The sequence below is a fragment of the Streptomyces sp. LaPpAH-108 genome (assembly GCF_000373625.1).
Classification (GTDB): Bacteria; Actinomycetota; Actinomycetes; order Streptomycetales; family Streptomycetaceae; genus Streptomyces.
The window spans coordinates 222942-240054 of the sequence record NZ_KB891993.1 but is presented as its reverse complement, the minus strand read 5'-3'; the positions used below and the strand labels follow the sequence as shown (position 1 = coordinate 240054).

Genomic DNA, 17113 nt, shown 5'->3' with positions numbered 1-17113 from the left:
CGGCCATGACCAGCACCCTTCTGACCGAGGAACAGCAGGCCCTCGTCGAGGCCACCCTCGACTTCGCCCAGGACCATCTGGCCCCGCACGCCCTGGAATGGGACCGCGACAAGCACTTCCCCGTGGACGTCCTGCGCAAGGCCGCAGGGCTCGGCCTCGGCGGCGTCTACGTCCGTGAGGAGTACGGCGGCTCCGGCCTCACCCGCTCCGACGGCGTCCTCGTCTTCGAGAGCCTGGCCTCCGGCTGCCCCTCCATCGCGGGCTACCTCTCCATCCACAACATGGTCGCCTGGATGATCGACACCTACGGCGACCCGGTCCAGCGCGAGCAATGGCTGCCCCGGCTGTGCGCGATGGACGACCTCGCCAGCTACTGCCTGACCGAGCCGGGCGCGGGCTCGGACGCCGCCGCGCTCACCACCCGCGCCGTCCGCGACGGCGACCACTGGGTGCTCACCGGCGTCAAGCAGTTCATCTCCGGCGCGGGCGCCTCCCAGCTCTATGTCGTCATGGCCCGCACCGGCGGACCGGGACCGGACGGCGTCTCCGCGTTCGTCGTCGACAAGGACGACCCCGGCCTCGCCTTCGGCCCCGACGAGCGCAAGATGGGCTGGAACGCCCAGCCCACCCGCCAGGTCGTCCTGGATGGCGTCCGACTGCCCGCCGACCGGCTCCTCGGCCGCGAGGGAGACGGCTTCCGCATCGCCATGAGCGGCCTCAACGGCGGCCGACTCGGCATCGCCGCCTGCTCCCTGGGCGGTGCCCGCAGCGCACTCGACCGCAGCCTGGCCCACCTCGCCGACCGCGAAGCCTTCGGACAGCGCCTCCTCGACGCCCAGGCCCTGCGTTTCCGCCTCGCCGACATGGCGACCGAACTCGCCGCGGCCCGCGCCCTGGTCCAGCAGGCCGCGCAGGCACTGGACCGGCGCGATCCGCAGGCGCCGTACCTGTGCGCGATGGCGAAGCGGTTCGCCACCGACACCGGCTACTCGGTCGCCGACCGCGCGCTCCAGCTCCACGGCGGCTACGGCTACCTCAGCGAGTACGGCATCGAGAAGATCGTCCGTGACCTGCGCGTCCATCAGATCCTGGAAGGAACCAACGAGATCATGCGCGTCATCGTGGCCCGAGGTCTGACGGAGGCGTTCGGATGAGCGACATCCTGTTCCGTACGCAGGGTCATGCCGCCCACATCGTCCTCGACCGCCCCGAGGCGCTGAACTCCCTCACCCACGAGATGGTGCTCCGCATCGACGAAGCGCTCACGGAGTGGGAACACGATCCGGCCGTCGAGACCGTCGTCATCACCGGCGCGGGCGAACGCGGCCTGTGCGCGGGCGGTGACATCCGCGCCATCCACGACGACGCCCGGGACGGTGACGGTGCCGCCTCGGCCGCGTTCTGGCGGGACGAGTACCGGCTCAACGCCCGCATCGCCCGCTACCCGAAGCCGTACGTCGCCGTCATGGACGGCATCGTCATGGGCGGCGGCGTCGGGATCTCCGCACATGGCAGCGTCCGGGTCGTCACCGAACGGTCCCGGATCGCCATGCCGGAGACCGGCATCGGCTTCGTCCCGGACGTGGGCGGCACCTACCTCCTCGCCCTCGCCCCCGGCGAACTGGGCACACATCTCGCCCTGACCGGAACCCCGATCGGCGCGGGCGACGCCCTGCTGTGCGGACTGGCCGATCACCACCTGCCGTCCGGATCGCTCCCGGCGTTCCTGGACGACCTCGCCGCACTTCCCGTACGGGACGCCGTCGCCCGGTACGTCCAGCCGCCCCCGCCCGCCGAACTGGCCGCCCGGCGGGGGTGGATCGACGCCTGCTACGCCGCTGATTCGGTCGAGCTGATCCTGCACCGGCTGCTCGCGCACGACGACCCCGCCGCGAAGGAGGCGGCGCACGGCCTGCTCACCAAGTCGCCCACCGCCTTGAAGGTCACCCTGGAGTCCCTGCGCCGGGCCCGGCGGCTCGGCCCGCTGGAGGCGGTGCTCGACCAGGAGTACCGCGTCTCCTGCGCGGCCCTGACCAGCCCCGATCTGCTGGAAGGTGTCCGCGCCCAGATCATCGACAAGGACCGTGACCCGCGCTGGACCCCGGAGACCCTGGCCGAGGTCACCGATGCCGACGTGGCGCGCTTCTTCGCACCTCTCGGCGAGCGCGAACTCGGCCTCGCCGGACCCGGTACCCCTGTGGAGGTGGCCTGGTGAGCCGCACTGTCGCATTCCTCGGCCTCGGGCACATGGGCCTGCCCATGGCCGCCAACCTCGTCAAGGCCGGACACCGGGTACGGGCCTACGACCTGGTGCCCGCCGCGCTGGACGGCGCGGTCACGGCCGGAGCCGAGCGCGCCGCCTCGGCGCCCGACGCCGTGGCGGACGCCGAGATCGTCGTCACCATGCTGCCCGCCGGACGGCACGTCCTCGCCCTCTACGACGACATCCTCACCGCCGCCCGGCCCGGCACCCTCTTCGTGGACTGCTCGACCATCGACGTCGCCGACGCGCGAACGGCTCACGAGCGGGCCCGCGCCGCCGGGATGCGCGCCCTGGACGCACCCGTGTCCGGCGGGGTGGTCGGCGCCGAGGCCGCCACGCTGACCTTCATGGCCGGTGGGGGCGAGGACGAGTTCGCCGAGGCACGTCCCTTGCTGGACATCATGGGCAAGAAGGCCGTGCACTGCGGCGGCCCGGGCGCCGGACAGGCCGCCAAGATCTGCAACAACATGATCCTCGGCGTCTCCATGATCGCGGTCAGCGAGGCGTTCGTCCTGGGCGAGAGCCTGGGCCTGTCCCACCAGGCGCTGTACGAGGTGGCCTCCATGGCCTCCGGACAGTGCTGGGCGCTCAGCGTCAACTGCCCCGTCCCCGGCCCGGTTCCGACCAGCCCGGCCAATCGCGACTACCGTCCCGGTTTCGCGGCCTCCCTCATGGCCAAGGACCTGGGCCTGGCCGCCAACGCCCTCCGTGAGGGCGGTGTCCACGCGGAACTCGGCCGCAAGGCGGCCGAGTTGTACGCGGCCTACGCCGAACGCGTCGGTGACTCCGAGGACTTCTCGGGCATCGTCCGCACCATCAGGGACCAGAGCGGAGAAGCCACGTGACCACCGAGTACGAGACCGTCCTGGTCGAACGCAAGGGCCGTACCGCCCTGCTCACCCTCAACCGGCCCAAAGCCCTCAACGCGCTCAACCTCCAGGTGATGAACGAGGTGGTCGCCGCGACCGAGGCCCTGGACCGCGATCCGGACTGCGGCTGCATCGTCATCACCGGCTCGGACAAGGCGTTCGCGGCCGGTGCCGACATCAAGGAGATGCAGCCGCAGGGGTACATGGACATGTACCTCGCCGACTGGTTCGCGGCCTGGGACCGGCTCGGGCAACTGCGCACCCCGACCGTCGCGGCCGTCGCCGGTTACGCCCTCGGCGGTGGCTGCGAACTCGCCATGCTCTGCGACATCCTGCTCGCCGCCGACACCGCCGTGTTCGGCCAGCCCGAGATCAAACTCGGGGTGATCCCCGGTATCGGCGGCTCTCAGCGGCTGACCCGGGCCGTGGGCAAGGCCAAGGCCATGGACATGTGTCTGACCGGGCGCACCATGGACGCCGCCGAGGCCGAGCGCAGTGGGCTGGTGTCGCGGGTCGTGCCCGCCGCCGACCTCCTCGGTGAAGCGCTCGCGGTCGCCGAGACCGTCGCCGGGATGTCCCTGCCGGTCGCGATGATGGCGAAGGAAGCGGTCGCCCGCGCCTTCGAGACCACCCTCGCGGAAGGCGTCCGCTTCGAACGCCGTCTGTTCCACGCGGTGTTCGCGACCGCCGACCAGAAGGAGGGCATGGGCGCCTTCGTCGGCAAGCGGGCGCCCGAGTTCCGGCACCGGTGATCCTCCCTTGAGCCGGAGGGCCGCCCCTCCGGCTCAAGGACGCCCGGACTCCACCGGATACGGCACATACGTACGCCGGTCGGGATCGATCGTCAGCCGCCCGCCCGCCGGTGGACGGGCCCGCTGCGCGCAGTCGCGGCGCTCGCAGATACGGCAGCCCAGACCGATCGGGGTCGCGGAGCGCGGGTCGTCCAGGGCGACGCCCTCGGCGTACACCAGCCGCTGGGCGTGCCGCAGTTCACAGCCGAGGGCGACGGCGAACTCGGCGCGCGGGGCGTGATGGCCGAGGCCGCCCCGGGTGACGGTGCGGGCGATCCAGAAGTACCGCTTGCCGTCCGGCATTTCCGCGACCTGGGTGAGTATCCGCCCCGGCGCGGAGAACGCCTCGTACACCGTCCACAGCGGGCAGGTGCCGCCCAGGCGGGAGAAGTGGAAGTCGGTCGCGGACTGCCGCTTGGAGATGTTGCCCGCCCGGTCGACCCGCAGGAAGGAGAACGGCACGCCCCGGTGACCGGTGCGCTGAAGGGTGCTCAGCCGGTGGCAGACCGTCTCGAAGCCGACTCCGAAGCGGGCGGACAGCAGCTCGATGTCGTAGCCCATCTCCTCGGCGGTCGCGTGGAAGGCGGTGTACGGCAGCAGGAGGGCGCCCGCGAAATAGTTGGCCAGGCCGATGCGGGCCAGAGCCGTGGAGTCGGGCGAGGTCAGCTCGGGGGCGCTGGTGGCGAGGCCGTCGAGCAGCGGACCGTGCTCCAGCAGGGCCAGTTGGGTGGCGAGCTGGAAGGCACGCTGGCCGTCGCTGAGCCAGGGGGAGAGGAAGAGCAGCCCGGCCTCCCGGTCGAAGCGGCGGGCGTCGGGGGAGTGGCCCGGAGCGGCCTGGACCACCGTGACGCCGTGCCGTGCGGCGAGGCGCGCGGCGAGCGGGTCGGCGGTGCGGCCGGGGCGCAGCTCCATGACACCGGCCGCGCGCTCGGCCTCGGTGTCGAGGGGGTCGAAGTGGTTGTGGTGGGCGTAGAAGAAGTCCCGGACCTCGTCATGGGGTTCGCCCGGGAGCGGCGGGGCGGCGTCGGAGCCCGGTGAGGCGAGGGCGGCGGCCTGCTCGGCGGCGTCGCGGTAGCGCCGGTGCAGGGCGACCAGCGCGCGGGCCACCTCCGGGTGGTCGCGGGCGGCCTCGGTGATCTCCTCGGCGGCGGGCGGCGTGGCCCCGCACGCCTCGTCGGACAGCGCGTCGCGCAGATCGGCGGCGAGCCGGTCCTCGGCGGCCTCGGAGAAGTACTCCGCGTCGACGCCGAACACCTCCGCGATCCGCCGCAGCACCGGCGCGGTCAGCGGGCGCTGGCCCTGCTCGATCTGATTGGCGTAGCTGGTGGAGATGCCCAGGGCACGGGCCATGTCGACCTGGTTCATGCCCTGCTCACGGCGCAGGCGGCGCAGTCTGGCGTGGGCGTAGATCTTGCGGACGTCCGTGCGCCGGACCATCGTCACCGCCTCCTCTCACGGGCCGCGGGCGTCGGTGCCGGGGGCGGCCTGCTTGCGAACATAGCATCCGCACAATTCGCAGATTTCGCAGTTCCACAGGCCCGCCATGTACGGATTCCGCAGGCCACAGGGGTGGTCCGGCGCCTCTCCACCGGGCACTCTCGATCACGTCAGACCCGTCCGACCGCCCTCGCGAGGAGTCCCGTGATCGAGCACCACGTCCGAGTCCACCCCAGCGCCGACCGCCTGCCGCGCGAGGACCAGCTCGCCTGGAAGCTCGCCGCCGTGGCCACCGCCACCGAGGAGCCGGACGCCGACAGCACGGCCATGGCCGTCAACCGGGTGATCGACAACGCCTCGGTCGCCGTCGCCTCGCTGCTGCGCCGCCCCGTCGCCGTCGCCCGGGCCCAGGCCACCGCGCACGGCGCGAGCACCCCCGGCGCCTCCGTCTTCGGCACCCGCACCCGCGTCTCCCCCGAGTGGGCCGCCTGGGCCAACGGCACGGCGGTCCGCGAACTCGACTTCCACGACACCTACCTGGCCGCCGACTACTCCCACCCCGGCGACAACATCCCGCCCCTGCTCGCCGTCGCCCAGCACACCGGCCGCACCGGCGCCGACCTGCTGCGCGGCATCGTCGCCGCCTACGAGATCCACGTCGCCCTGGTCAAGGGCATCTGCCTGCACGCGCACCGCATCGACCACGTGGCCCACCTCAGCGCCGCCACCGCGGGCGGCCTCGGCGCCCTGCTGCGGCTGCCCACCGAGATGGTGTACCAGGCCGTGCAGCAGGCGGTGCACACCACCACCGCGACCCGGCAGTCCCGCAAGGGCGAGATCTCCAGCTGGAAGGCGTACGCCCCCGCCTTCGCCGGAAAGGCCGCCATCGAGGCCGTGGACCGCGCGATGCGCGGCGAGACCTCCCCGTCCCCCCTCTACGAGGGCGAGGACGGCTTCCTGGCCTGGATGCTCGACGGCCCGGAGTCGGACTACACGGTCCTGCTCCCGGAACCCGGCGAGCCCCGCCGCGCGATCCTCGACACCTACACCAAGGAGCACTCCGCCGAGTACCAGGCCCAGGCGATCATCGACCTGGCCCGGCGGCTGCGCGAGAAGACCGGCCCGCTGGAGAAGGTCCGCTCGGTCGTCCTGCACACCAGCCACCACACCCACAACGTGATCGGCTCCGGCGCGAACGATCCGCAGAAGTACGACCCGACGGCCAGCCGCGAGACCCTCGACCACTCGGTGCCGTACATCTTCGCCGTCGCCCTGGAGGACGGCACCTGGCACCACGAGCGTTCCTACGCCCCCGAGCGCGCCCGGCGCCCCGAGACCGTCGCGCTCTGGCGGAAGATCACCACGGTCGAGGACCCCGAGTGGACCCGCCGCTACCACGACCCCGACCCGGAGCGCCGCGCCTTCGGCGGTCGCGCCGTGATCACGCTGGAGGACGGCTCCGTGATCGAGGACGAGCTGGCCGTCGCCGACGCCCACCCCGCCGGGGCCCGCCCCTTCGACCGCCCGGCCTACGCGAGCAAGTTCCGCACCCTCACCGAGGGCATCGTCGCCCCGGCCGACCAGGACCGGTTCCTGGCCGCCGCCGAGCGCCTGCCCGGCCTGACCGCCGACGGCCTCGCCGGACTGTTCCCGGCCGTCGACACCGACGCCGTGGCCGACCACGACGCGACCCTGCCGAAGGGCCTGTTCTGATGCTGCACACCCGCACCACCCCCGCCGGACGCCGCCGCGCCCTGAGGGAACGGCTCACCGAGAACCGCCTGCTCGTCATGCCCGGCGCTCTGAACCCGCTCTCCGCCCGGCTCATCCAGGACACCGGCTTCGAGGCGGCTTACCTCTCCGGCGCCGTTCTCGCCGCCGACCTGGGCCTGCCCGACATCGGCCTGACCACCGCCACCGAGGTCGCCGCCCGCGCCCAGCAGACGACCCGGGTGACCGATCTGCCCGTCCTCATCGACGCCGACACCGGCTTCGGCGAGCCGATGAACGCCGCCCGCACCGTCCAGCTCATGGAGGACGCGGGACTCGCGGGACTGCACCTGGAGGACCAGGTCAACCCCAAGCGCTGCGGCCATCTCGACGGCAAGTCCGTCGTACCCCGCGAGGAGATGACCCGCCGCATCCGCGCCGCCGTGGACGCCCGCCGCGACCCGGACTTCCTGCTCATGGCCCGCACCGACGCCCGCGCCGTCGAAGGACTGGACGCGGCCGTCGACCGCGCTAAGGCGTACGTGGACGCGGGCGCCGACGCGATCTTCCCCGAAGCCCTCGCGGACGAGGCCGAGTTCGAGGCGTTCCGCAAGGCCGTCCCGGTCCCCCTGCTCGCCAACATGACCGAGTTCGGCAAGGGCCCCCTCCTGGACGCGCGCACGCTGGACGACCTCGGCTACGACATCGCCCTCTACCCGGTCACCCTGCTCCGCCTGGCCATGGGCGCCGTCGAGGACGGCCTGCGCACCCTCGCCGCCGAGGGCACCCAGCAGTCCCTGCTGCCCCGCATGCAGACCCGCTCCCGCCTCTACGAACTCCTCGGCTACGAGGACTACTCGGCCTTCGACTCGGCCGTCTTCGACTTCACCCTCCCGCCCGGGAACTAGACCCGGCACCTGACCCCCGAAGGCAGGCACCCCATGACCACCACCGCACCCGAGATCCACCGCGGTCTCGCCGGTGTCGTCGTCGACACCACCGAGATCTCCACCGTCCTCCAGGAGACCAACTCCCTCACCTACCGGGGCTACGCGGTCCAGGACCTGGCCGCCCACCGCTCCTTCGAGGAGGTCGCCTATCTGCTCTGGTACGGCGAACTCCCCGACCCCGTCCAGCTGCGCGAGTTCCAGGCCCGCGAACGTGCCCTGCGCCCCCTGGACCGCACCACCGCGGAACTGCTCGCCCGCCTGCCCACCACCTGCCACCCGATGGACGTGCTGCGCACCGCCGTCAGCTTCTTCGGCGCCGAGGACCCCACGGAGGACGACGGCAGCCCGACCGCCCATCGCGCCAAGTCCCTCGCCCTGCTGGCGAAACTGCCGACCGTGGTCGCCGCCGACCAGCGCCGCCGCCGCGGGCTCGCCCCGATCCCGCCCCACCCCGACCTCGGGTACGCGGAGAACTTCTTCCACATGTGCTTCGGCACGGTGCCCGACCCGGACGTGGTGCGCTGCTTCGAGATCTCGCTCACGCTGTACGCCGAACACAGCTTCAACGCCTCGACGTTCACCGCCCGGGTCGTCACCTCCACGCTCTCCGACCTGTACAGCGCGGTCACCGCCGCCATCGGCGCCCTCAAGGGCCCGCTGCACGGCGGTGCCAACGAAGCGGTGATGCACATGCTCGCCGAGATACCCGACCCGGCCGGGGCCGAGGCGTGGCTGGATGCGGCGCTGGCCGACAAACGGAAGATCATGGGCTTCGGCCACCGCGTCTACAAGCACGGCGACTCCCGCGTCCCGATCATGCAGGGTGCCCTGGACCGCCTGGTCGCCCGCGCCGCCGACCCCGAGACGACCCGGCTGGCCACCCTGCACGCGGCCCTGCGGCACGCCATGCTCACCCGCAAGGGCATCCACCCCAACCTCGACTATCCGGCCGGGCTCGCCTACCACCTGATGGGCTTCGACACCCCCACCTTCACCCCGATCTTCGTGATGAGCCGGATCACCGGCTGGACCGCCCACATCACCGAACAGCTCGCGCACAACGCGCTGATCCGCCCGCTGGCCTCGTACGACGGTCCCGGCCGGCGCCCGGTCCCGACGGCCCCCTAACCGGCCACCGGGCAGCTCGCCTCCCCCACCGGCACCTCTGCCTCCGGTGTCTGCGCCTCCTCCCCGGGCCGCAGCACCTGGGCACCGGCCAGCAGCGACTCGATCAACTCGTCCAGCTCCAGGCGCCGTTCCACCGCCCGCACCTGGGGCAACCGGGCCCGGGTGGTGACCCGGGGCGGAGCGAGCAGGGTGCAGCAGTCCTCGTCGGGGAGCACGGAGATGTCGGCGGTGCCGATCGTGCGGGCCTCGTCGATGATCTCCTGCTTCACCCAGCCGATCAGCGGGCGCAGGACCGGCAGGGACGCCGCCTCGTCCACCGCGGCCAGATTGGCCAGCGTCTGGCTCGCCACCTGGCCCAGACTGTCCCCGGTGACCAGCGCCTGGGCTCCGATGCGGGCGGCCAGCGCCGAGGCGGTGCGCACCATCAGCCGACGCTGGGCGACCACCTGGAGCCGCCCCGCGCCCGCCACGGCCAGCTGCTTCTGCGCCTTGCCGAGCGCGATGACGTGCAGGGCGCCGGGCGGCTGACAGCGGTTCAGCTCGCGTGCCAGGGCGTACGCCTTGTACACCGAGGACGGGTTGGTGTACGGCGCCCCGTTGAAGTGCACGAAGTCGCAGGCCAGTCCCCGCCGCATGGCGCGGTGCGCGGCCACCGGGGAGTCGTAGCCACCGGACAGCAGCACCAGGGCGCGTCCGCTGGACCCCACCGGCAGACCGCTCAGCCCCGGGTGGCGCTCCCAGGAGAGGTACGTCTCCTTGCGGTCGATCTCCACCGTGAGCGTGACATCGGGCATGCTGAGGTTCACCGCCAGCGCCCGCAGGAGCTGTCCGCCGAGGTGCGCCTCCATCCGGGACGAGGTCAGCGGGAACTGTTTGTCCCGCTGCTTCACCCGGACGGCGAAACCGCGCACCGGCCGTTCGGCGAGCACCCCGGCGAGCGCGTCGACGGCCGCGGCCGTGACGGCTTCCAGCGTGCTCGGTACCCGCACGGCCGGTGCGACGGAGTTGAACCCGATCACCCGCCGGGCCCGCTCCACCAGCGTGGCCACGGGGACCTGGCCGCCCAGCACGGTGACGTTCTGGGCGGTCTTGATCCACGTGGAGCCGCCGACGCCGCGCAGGGCGACGCGGAGGTTGTCGTGCAGCCGCTCCACGAACAGATGGCGGTTGCGTCCCTTGAGGAAGACCTCGCCGTGCTTGAGCAGCACGCAGGGGCCGGGAGCGGACGACTGGGATTCACCGGACATGGTCATTCCTCAGAAGTCCCAGTCGTCGTCGGCCGTGTCCTCGGCCTTGCCCATCACATAGGACGAGCCGGAGCCGGAGAAGAAGTCGTGGTTCTCGTCCGCGCCCGGGGACAGCGCGGCCAGGATCTCCGGGTTGACCTCGGTCCCGGCGGCGCCGAAGCGGGCGTCGTAACCGAGGTTCATCAGCGCCTTGTCGGCGTTGTACCGGACGAAGACGGCCACGTCGTCCATCAGCCCCAGCGGCTCGTACAGCTCACCGGAGTACCGGAGTTCCAGCTCGTACAGCTCCTCCAGCAGGGCGAACGTGAAGGCGCGCATCTCCTCCTGGCCGGCCGGGCTCAGCTTCTCCAGGCCGCGCTGGTACTTGTAGCCCGAGTAGTAGCCGTGCACCGCCTTGTCCCGCAGGATCAGCCGGATCATGTCGGCGGTGTTGGTGAGCAGCGCGTGGGTCGAGAAGTGCAGCGGGAGATAGAAGCCCGCGTACAGCAGCAGCGACGACAGCAGGGTGGAGGCGACCTTCCGCTTCAGCGGGTCGTCGCCGTAGTAGTACTTCAGAACCGTCTTGCAGCGCCGCTGGAGGACGTCGTTGCCGACCGCCCAGCGGTAGGCGTCGTCGATCTCGGGGGTGTTCGCGAGCGTGGAGAAGACCGAGGAGTAGCTGCGGGCGTGCACGGCCTGCATGAAGGCGATGTTGGTGTACACCGCCTCCTCGTGCTCGGTGCGCGCGTCCTGGATCTGCACGATCTCGCCCACGGTGGCCTGCACCGTGTCGAGCATGGTCAGACCGGTGAACACCCGCATGGTGAGGGTGCGTTCCTCGGGGGAGAGCCGCTGCTGCCAGGCGGAGAGGTCACCGGAGAGCGGGACCTTCTCGGGCAGCCAGAAGTTCGAGGTCAGGCGGTTCCAGACCTCCAGGTCCTTCTCGTCGGTGACCCGGTTCCAGTTGACCGGGCGGAGCCGGGCGGCGGGGTCGTGCCGGTAGGACGGGGGCGTGACCGACAGGTCGGTCAGCGGGGCGGGGGTGGTGGTCATCGTCGGTGCTTTCACGAGCGGGTCGGGCAGGGTCACAGGGTGCAGGAGAGGCAGTTCTCGATCTCGGTGCCCTCCAGCGCCTCCTGGCGCAGCCGGATGTAGTAGAGGGTCTTGATGCCCTTGCGCCAGGCGTGGATCTGGGCCTTGTTCAGGTCACGGGTGGTCGCCGTGTCCCGGAAGAAGAGCGTGCAGCTCAGCCCCTGGTCCACGTGCTGGGTGGCGGCTGCGTAAGTGTCGATGATCTTCTCGTAGCCGATCTCGTACGCGTCCTGGAAGTACTCCAGGTTGTCGTCGTCCATGTGCGGCGCCGGGTAGTAGACGCGGCCCAGCCGGCCCTCCTTGCGGATCTCCACCTTGGCGGCGACCGGGTGGATGGAGGCGGTCGCGTCGTTGATGTAGCTGATGGAGCCGGTGGGCGGGACGGCCTGGAGGTACTGGTTGTAGATGCCGTGCTCCATGACGGAAGCGCGCAGCTCCCGCCAGTCGTCCTGGTCCGGCAGCCGCACCCCGGCCTCCGCGAACAGGGCCCGCACCCGCTCGGTGGCCGGTTCCCACGCCCGCTCGGTGTACTTGTCGAAGTAGGAGCCGTCGGCGTACGCGGACCGCTCGAAGCCGTCGAAGGCGGTGCCGCGCTCGATCGCGATCCGGTTCGAGGCGCGCAGCGCGTGATAGGCGACCGCGTAGAAGTACAGGTTCGTGAAGTCGACGCCCTCCTCGCTGCCGTAGTGGATGTGCCGCGAGGCGAGATAGCCGTGCAGGTTCATCTGGCCGAGGCCGATGGCGTGCGACAGCTCGTTGCCGCGGGCCACGGACGGCACGGCGTCGATGTGCGACTGGTCGGAGACCGAGGTGAGTCCGCGCACCGCCGTCTCCACCGTGGCGCCGAGATCGGGGGAGGCCATGGCGGCGGCGATGTTCAGCGAGCCCAGGTTGCAGGAGATGTCCCGGCCGACGGTCTCGTACCCCAGTGAAGTGTCATAAGTACTGGGCGTGTTGACCTGAAGGATCTCCGAGCACAGGTTGGACATGTTGATCCAGCCGGGGATCGGGTTCGCCCGGTTCACCGTGTCCTCGAACAGCAGATACGGATAGCCGGACTCGAACTGCAGCTCCGCGACGGTCTTGAAGAACTCGCGGGCACTCAACGTGGTCTTGCGGATGCGGGGGTTGGCGACCAGGTCGTCGTAGTGCTCGCTCACCGACAGGTCCGACAGCGGCTTGCCGTACTCGCGCTCCACGTCGTACGGCGAGAACAGATGCATGTCCTCGTTGCGCTTGGCCAGTTCGAAGGTGATGTCCGGGACGACCACGCCGAGCGAGAGGGTCTTGATGCGGATCTTCTCATCCGCGTTCTCCCGCTTGGTGTCCAGGAACCGCATGATGTCCGGGTGGTGGGCGTGCAGATACACCGCGCCCGCGCCCTGCCGCGCGCCGAGCTGGTTGGCGTACGAGAAGGAGTCCTCCAGCAGCTTCATCACCGGGACCACGCCCGAGGACTGGTTCTCGATCTTCTTGATCGGGGCGCCGCGCTCCCGCAGGTTGGTCAGCAGCAGGGCGACACCGCCGCCCCGCTTGGACAGCTGGAGCGCGGAGTTGACGCCCCGGCCGATCGACTCCAGGTTGTCCTCGACGCGCAGCAGGAAGCAGGAGACCAGTTCGCCGCGCTGCGCCTTGCCCGCGTTGAGGAAGGTCGGGGTGGCGGGCTGGAAGCGGCCGGTCAGCATCTCGTCCACCAGCCGGGACGCCAACTCCTCGTCTCCGGCGCCGAGATACAGGGCGGTTGCGACGACCCGGTCCTCGTACCGCTCCAGGTAGCGGGAGTTGTCGAACGTCTTCAGCGTGTACGAGGTGTAGTACTTGAACGCGCCGAGGAAGGTGCGGAACCGGTGCTCGTGGGCGTACGCCTGCCGGTACAGGCCCTTGACGAACTCCCACGGGTAGCGCCGGATCGGCGCGGCCTCGTAGTAGTCGTTCTCGATCAGATAGTCGATCTTCTCCTCCAGCGTGGGGAAGACCACCGTGTTCGGGTTCACGTGCTGGAGGAAGTACTGGCGGACGGCCTCGCGGTCCTTGCCGAACTGGATGCGGCCGTCGCAGTCGTACATGTTCAGCATGGCGTTCAGTGCGTGGTAGTCCTTGCGCGCGCCGACCGACTCGCGGGGGAGTGCCGTCGCGTCGACGGCGGGGGTGCTGACGACAGGAGTGGTCATGCCGCCGACCGCCGCTGCGCCGAGTGTCGTGTCCAAAACGTCTGAAGTCCTTCCCTCACGGCACGGACATCGCGGTCCGTGCCCAGCAGTTCGAATCGGTACAGCTCGGGGACACCGCACTTGGCCGAGATGACCCGGCCCGCCAGGCAGTAGTCCACGCCGAAGTTGGTGTTGCCGGAGGCGATCACCCCACGCAGCAAGGTGCGGTTGGCCTCGATGTTCAGAAAGCGGATCACCTGCTTGGGAACCGCCCCGGCACGCTCGCCGCCGCCGTAGGTCGGCACGATCAGCACATAGGGCTCGGTCACCCGCGGCAGGCCCTCGCGGTGGGGGTGCAGGGGGATCCGTGTGGCGGGCAGGCCCAGTTTCTCCACGAAGCGCCGGGTGTTCTCCGAGACGCTGGAGAAATACACGAGACCGCTCATCGACCGCCGTCTCCTCTCGCTCGTTCCCGTCCTGGTCCGAGGACCTGGGGGCGGGGAGGAGCGGCGCGGCGCGTACGGCGGGACGCCGGGGCGGCGGAGAACCACCTCACCCGGATCCGAGCGTCTGCCACCTGGCCCTCCCTCGGGGCCTCGGAGCGCGCACACCGCGGACCGGCGTACGCGCCGGTGGCAGGTCTTCGGACTCGCGGGCACGTCCTCCTCGTCTCGGAGGACACCTACTGGCCGTCGCTTCCCGGACCCGTTTCCCGGGTCCAGTGCTCATGACGGCGGTCGTTCCCGCTCACCGCTGCGGGGCAGTCCCGGATTCCCACCGGGTTCCCTCTTGCGACGCCAGACACAGCCGTGTCTGGCGAACCACCAGCACCGCCAACACTACATCTAGATCTCGGCGTGCGGGTGCAAGCCAGATGTTGTGTTGCCGAAAAAACTTAGGTATACCTAAGTCCTGCTGTGGAGCCGCACGTCTCGTTGTGGACCCGCTCGGCGGCCGACGGAACCGTCCAGGACGCAGAACGTCGCGCGGGGCACTGGATACCAGTGCCCCGCGCGACGTTCTGCCGGCCCTCACCCCTGGGCATAGACGTGGAACCCGCGCCCGGTCTTCCGGCCGAGGAGTCCGGCCTCCACCATGCGCTGGAGCAGCGGGGGAGGGGCGTAGAGGGGTTCGCGGAACTCGTCGTACAGCGACTCCGCGATCGAGGCGACGGTGTCCAGGCCGATGAGGTCGGCCAGCTTGAGCGGGCCCATCGGGTGGGCGCAGCCCAGCTCCATCCCGGCGTCGATGCCGGCGGCGGTGGCGAAGCCGGACTCCGCCATCCGGACGGCGGCGAGCAGGTAGGGGATGAGCAGGGCGTTGACGACGAAGCCGGCGCGGTCCTGCGAGCGGATCACCGTCTTGCCCAGCGCGCGCGTGGCGAAGTCCTCCACGGCAAGGGTCGTCTCGGCCGAGGTGTGCAGGGAGCTGACCACCTCGACGAGGGGAAGGACGGGGACGGGATTGAAGAAGTGCAGGCCCACGACCCGGTCCGCGCGGCTGGTGGCCATGCCGAGCCGCATGACCGGGAGGGAGGAGGTGTTGGTCGCGAGGACCGCCGCCGGATCCGTGACGATCTTGTCGAGGGCGGCGAAGACCTCCGTCTTCGCATCCGGGTTCTCCACGATGGCCTCGACGACCAGCTGCCGGTCGGCCAGGTCGTCCAGGCTGCCGGTGAACACCGTCCGGGCGAGCGCGTCCCGCGCCGCCGCCCGCTCCAGCTTTCCGCGCCGTACCGCCCGGTCGAGCGATGCGGCGACCCGGTCGCGTGCCGCACGGGCGGCGACCGCGTCCACCTCGCAGACCACGGTGTCCAGCCCTGCCCGCGCGCACACCTCCGCGATGCCCGCACCCATCTGCCCGCCGCCGACGACACCGACGCGTGCGACGGCCGCGCTCACGCGTCGGCCTCCGTCCGGCGCACGAGGTGGTGGCTGTAGGCGTCCGGAGTGAAGAACAGCGGCAACTCACCGCTCATGGCGGTCCGTTCGAAGAGGGCGCGGATGTCGTCGACGGGTGCCCAGGGGTACGCGGCGCCGAGCGCGACGATCTCGTCGTCGAGGATCCGCTCCACGGTCCGCCGGTCGACGACCTGGTGCCGCAGCCACTGCCAGATCTGCACCCGGGCGATCTCGGCGGTGGCCGCGTCCTCCATCAGGCCGTCCAGCGCGACCGCTCCCTGCCCGCGCAGCCAGGCCGCGAAGTAGCGCAGCGCGACGGAGACGTTGGTGCGCACGCCCTCGGGGGACGGCGGCCCGCTGATCCGCCGCACCGACAGCAGGTCGGCCGGTGTCACCGCCACGTCGTCGCGCGTACGGTCGATCTGGTGTGCCCGGTCGCCGAGGACGCCGTCGAACACCTCGCGGCACACGGGGACGAGCGCGGGATGGGCCACCCAGGACCCGTCGAAGCCGTCCTCCGCCTCCCGCTCCTTGTCAAGGCGCACCTTGGCCAGCGCGGCCTCGTTCGCGGCCGGGTCCTTGCTCGGGACCTGCGCGGCCATGCCGCCGATGGCGTGCGCACCGCGCTTGTGGCAGGTGCGGACGACGAGTTCGGTGTACGCCCGCATGAACGGTGCGGTCATCGTGACCTTGGCCCGGTCGGGGAGGAGGAAGTCCGTGCGGTGGCCGAAGGTCTTGATGACGCTGAAGAGGTAGTCCCAACGCCCGGCGTTCAGGCCCGCGCTGTGCTCGCGCAGCTCGTAAAGGATCTCCTCCATCTCGAACGCGGCGGTGATCGTCTCGATGAGCACGGTGGCGCGGACGGTGCCGCGCGGGATGCCGAGCAGGTCCTGGGCGGCGATGAAGATGTCGTTCCACAGCCGGGCCTCGTACCGGTTCTCCAGCTTGGGGAGATAGAAGTACGGGCCGTACCCGGCGTCGATCTGGCGCTGCGCGCAGTGGAAGAAGTACAGCCCGAAGTCGACGAGTGCGGCGGGCACGGGCCGCCCGTCGTACTCCAGATGCTCCTCGTCCAGGTGCCAGCCGCGCGGCCGTACGACGATGGTGGCGAGGTGTTCGCCGAGCCGGTACTCCTTGCCCTCGGCGGTGGTGAAGTCGATGCGCCGCTCGATGGCGTCCAGCAGATTGAGCTGGCCGCCGATCACGTTGTCCCACAGCGGCGCGGTGGCGTCCTCGAAGTCCGCCATCCACACCTTGGCACCGGAGTTGAGGGCGTTGACGGTCATCCGGCGGTCGGGCGGTCCGGTGATCTCCACGCGCCGGTCGGTGAGCCCAGGCGCGGGCGGCGCGACCCGCCAGCCCGGATCGTCACGGAGGGCGGCGGTGACGAGGGGGAAGCCGAGCGGGGAGCCCGACGCCAGTCGGAGCACCTGCCGGCGGCGCTCCTTCATCAGATCCCGCCGACGCGGCGCGAACTCGTCGGCCAGACGGCCGACGAAGTCCAGGGCGGCGGGCGTGAGGATCTCGTCGTGCCGGTGGCCGGGCGCCGCCAGGACACGGATCTGCCGGGTGAACGTGGTGGTGGACATCGGATCT

General features: G+C 71.0%; 14 protein-coding genes and 1 riboswitch. Of the genes, 7 read left to right on the top strand and 7 right to left on the bottom strand.

Translation table 11 applies throughout. The annotated features are described in order from the left end of the window. Positions 1–5 precede the first annotated feature (5 nt). Genes B079_RS0112530 through B079_RS0112515 form a run of 4 tightly spaced genes read left to right on the top strand, consistent with a single transcriptional unit; the run spans position 6 to position 3884 of the window. Positions 6–1154 carry an acyl-CoA dehydrogenase family protein gene (locus B079_RS0112530; protein ID WP_018546153.1) on the top strand — a complete coding sequence of 383 codons (1149 nt, stop codon included), beginning with the start codon at positions 6–8 and terminating at the stop codon, positions 1152–1154. Further along, complete coding sequence (locus B079_RS0112525) at positions 1151–2215, top strand: enoyl-CoA hydratase/isomerase family protein (protein ID WP_018546152.1); 1065 nt, start codon at positions 1151–1153, stop codon at positions 2213–2215. Before B079_RS0112530 ends, B079_RS0112525 begins: the two co-directional genes overlap by 4 nt. After that, the gene (gene mmsB / locus B079_RS0112520) at positions 2212–3108 is read left to right on the top strand and encodes a 3-hydroxyisobutyrate dehydrogenase (RefSeq protein ID WP_026248627.1); all 897 of its coding nucleotides are present in this window, start codon (positions 2212–2214) and stop codon (positions 3106–3108) included. The genes B079_RS0112525 and mmsB overlap by 4 nt, the downstream gene beginning before the upstream one ends. After that, positions 3105–3884 (top strand): enoyl-CoA hydratase, encoded by a 780-nt coding sequence (locus tag B079_RS0112515; protein ID WP_018546150.1) that lies wholly within the window; start codon positions 3105–3107, stop codon positions 3882–3884. The genes mmsB and B079_RS0112515 overlap by 4 nt, the downstream gene beginning before the upstream one ends. Before the next feature lie 33 nt (positions 3885–3917). Here the strand turns inward: B079_RS0112515 and B079_RS0112510 are convergent, their stop codons facing one another. Beyond that, the gene (locus B079_RS0112510) at positions 3918–5360 is read right to left on the bottom strand and encodes a short-chain fatty acyl-CoA regulator family protein (RefSeq protein WP_018546149.1); all 1443 of its coding nucleotides are present in this window, start codon (positions 5358–5360) and stop codon (positions 3918–3920) included. A 204-nt stretch (positions 5361–5564) separates the two neighbouring features. Between B079_RS0112510 and B079_RS0112505 the strand changes: the two genes are divergently transcribed. Genes B079_RS0112505 through B079_RS0112495 form a run of 3 tightly spaced genes read left to right on the top strand, consistent with a single transcriptional unit; the run spans position 5565 to position 9148 of the window. Beyond that, positions 5565–7073 carry an MmgE/PrpD family protein gene (locus B079_RS0112505; protein ID WP_018546148.1) on the top strand — a complete coding sequence of 503 codons (1509 nt, stop codon included), beginning with the start codon at positions 5565–5567 and terminating at the stop codon, positions 7071–7073. Then, positions 7073–7978, top strand: coding sequence for a methylisocitrate lyase (prpB, locus tag B079_RS0112500; RefSeq protein ID WP_018546147.1), 906 nt, complete (start codon positions 7073–7075; stop codon positions 7976–7978). Before B079_RS0112505 ends, prpB begins: the two co-directional genes overlap by 1 nt. A gap of 33 nt (positions 7979–8011) precedes the next feature. Beyond that, on the top strand, positions 8012–9148 hold the full coding sequence (locus B079_RS0112495) for a bifunctional 2-methylcitrate synthase/citrate synthase (protein ID WP_018546146.1): 1137 nt from the start codon (positions 8012–8014) through the stop codon (positions 9146–9148). On the opposite strand, the gene thiI is transcribed toward B079_RS0112495, so the two are convergent. From thiI to aceB, 6 genes are all read right to left on the bottom strand, one after another. Next, positions 9145–10395 (bottom strand): tRNA uracil 4-sulfurtransferase ThiI, encoded by a 1251-nt coding sequence (gene thiI, locus B079_RS0112490; protein ID WP_051095073.1) that lies wholly within the window; start codon positions 10393–10395, stop codon positions 9145–9147. The two genes, B079_RS0112495 and thiI, sit on opposite strands and share 4 nt — an antisense overlap. 9 nt (positions 10396–10404) lie before the next feature. Continuing rightward, complete coding sequence (gene nrdF, locus B079_RS31850) at positions 10405–11427, bottom strand: class 1b ribonucleoside-diphosphate reductase subunit beta (protein ID WP_078495953.1); 1023 nt, start codon at positions 11425–11427, stop codon at positions 10405–10407. A 32-nt stretch (positions 11428–11459) separates the two neighbouring features. Further along, a complete protein-coding gene (nrdE, locus tag B079_RS0112480) occupies positions 11460–13637 on the bottom strand; it encodes a class 1b ribonucleoside-diphosphate reductase subunit alpha (protein WP_037801543.1) in 2178 nt (725 codons plus the stop codon). Then, entirely contained in the window at positions 13634–14062 is a 429-nt protein-coding gene (gene nrdI, locus B079_RS31845; RefSeq protein ID WP_018546142.1) for a class Ib ribonucleoside-diphosphate reductase assembly flavoprotein NrdI, read from the bottom strand. The genes nrdE and nrdI overlap by 4 nt, the downstream gene beginning before the upstream one ends. Before the next feature lie 170 nt (positions 14063–14232). Next, a riboswitch (cobalamin riboswitch) is annotated at positions 14233–14457 on the bottom strand. 190 nt (positions 14458–14647) lie between these two features. Next, positions 14648–15517, bottom strand: a complete 870-nt coding sequence (locus tag B079_RS0112470; protein WP_018546141.1) for a 3-hydroxybutyryl-CoA dehydrogenase — start codon at positions 15515–15517, stop codon at positions 14648–14650. Beyond that, positions 15514–17106: a malate synthase A gene (aceB, locus tag B079_RS0112465; RefSeq protein ID WP_018546140.1), complete on the bottom strand. Its 1593-nt coding sequence runs from the start codon at positions 17104–17106 to the stop codon at positions 15514–15516. Before aceB ends, B079_RS0112470 begins: the two co-directional genes overlap by 4 nt. Between the last annotated feature and the right edge of the window lie 7 nt (positions 17107–17113).

Excerpts from the sequence above, each read along its gene's own strand:
- B079_RS0112530 (WP_018546153.1), top strand. The coding sequence starts at position 6 with ATGACCAGCACCCTTCTGACCGAGGAACAGCAGGCCCTCGTCGAGGCC.
- B079_RS0112525 (WP_018546152.1), top strand. The coding sequence starts at position 1,151 with ATGAGCGACATCCTGTTCCGTACGCAGGGTCATGCCGCCCACATCGTC.
- B079_RS0112510 (WP_018546149.1), bottom strand. The coding sequence starts at position 5,360 with ATGGTCCGGCGCACGGACGTCCGCAAGATCTACGCCCACGCCAGACTG.
- prpB (WP_018546147.1), top strand. The coding sequence starts at position 7,073 with ATGCTGCACACCCGCACCACCCCCGCCGGACGCCGCCGCGCCCTGAGG.
- B079_RS0112495 (WP_018546146.1), top strand. The coding sequence starts at position 8,012 with ATGACCACCACCGCACCCGAGATCCACCGCGGTCTCGCCGGTGTCGTC.
- thiI (WP_051095073.1), bottom strand. The coding sequence starts at position 10,395 with ATGTCCGGTGAATCCCAGTCGTCCGCTCCCGGCCCCTGCGTGCTGCTC.
- nrdF (WP_078495953.1), bottom strand. The coding sequence starts at position 11,427 with ATGACCACCACCCCCGCCCCGCTGACCGACCTGTCGGTCACGCCCCCG.
- nrdE (WP_037801543.1), bottom strand. The coding sequence starts at position 13,637 with ATGACCACTCCTGTCGTCAGCACCCCCGCCGTCGACGCGACGGCACTC.
- nrdI (WP_018546142.1), bottom strand. The coding sequence starts at position 14,062 with ATGAGCGGTCTCGTGTATTTCTCCAGCGTCTCGGAGAACACCCGGCGC.
- aceB (WP_018546140.1), bottom strand. The coding sequence starts at position 17,106 with ATGTCCACCACCACGTTCACCCGGCAGATCCGTGTCCTGGCGGCGCCC.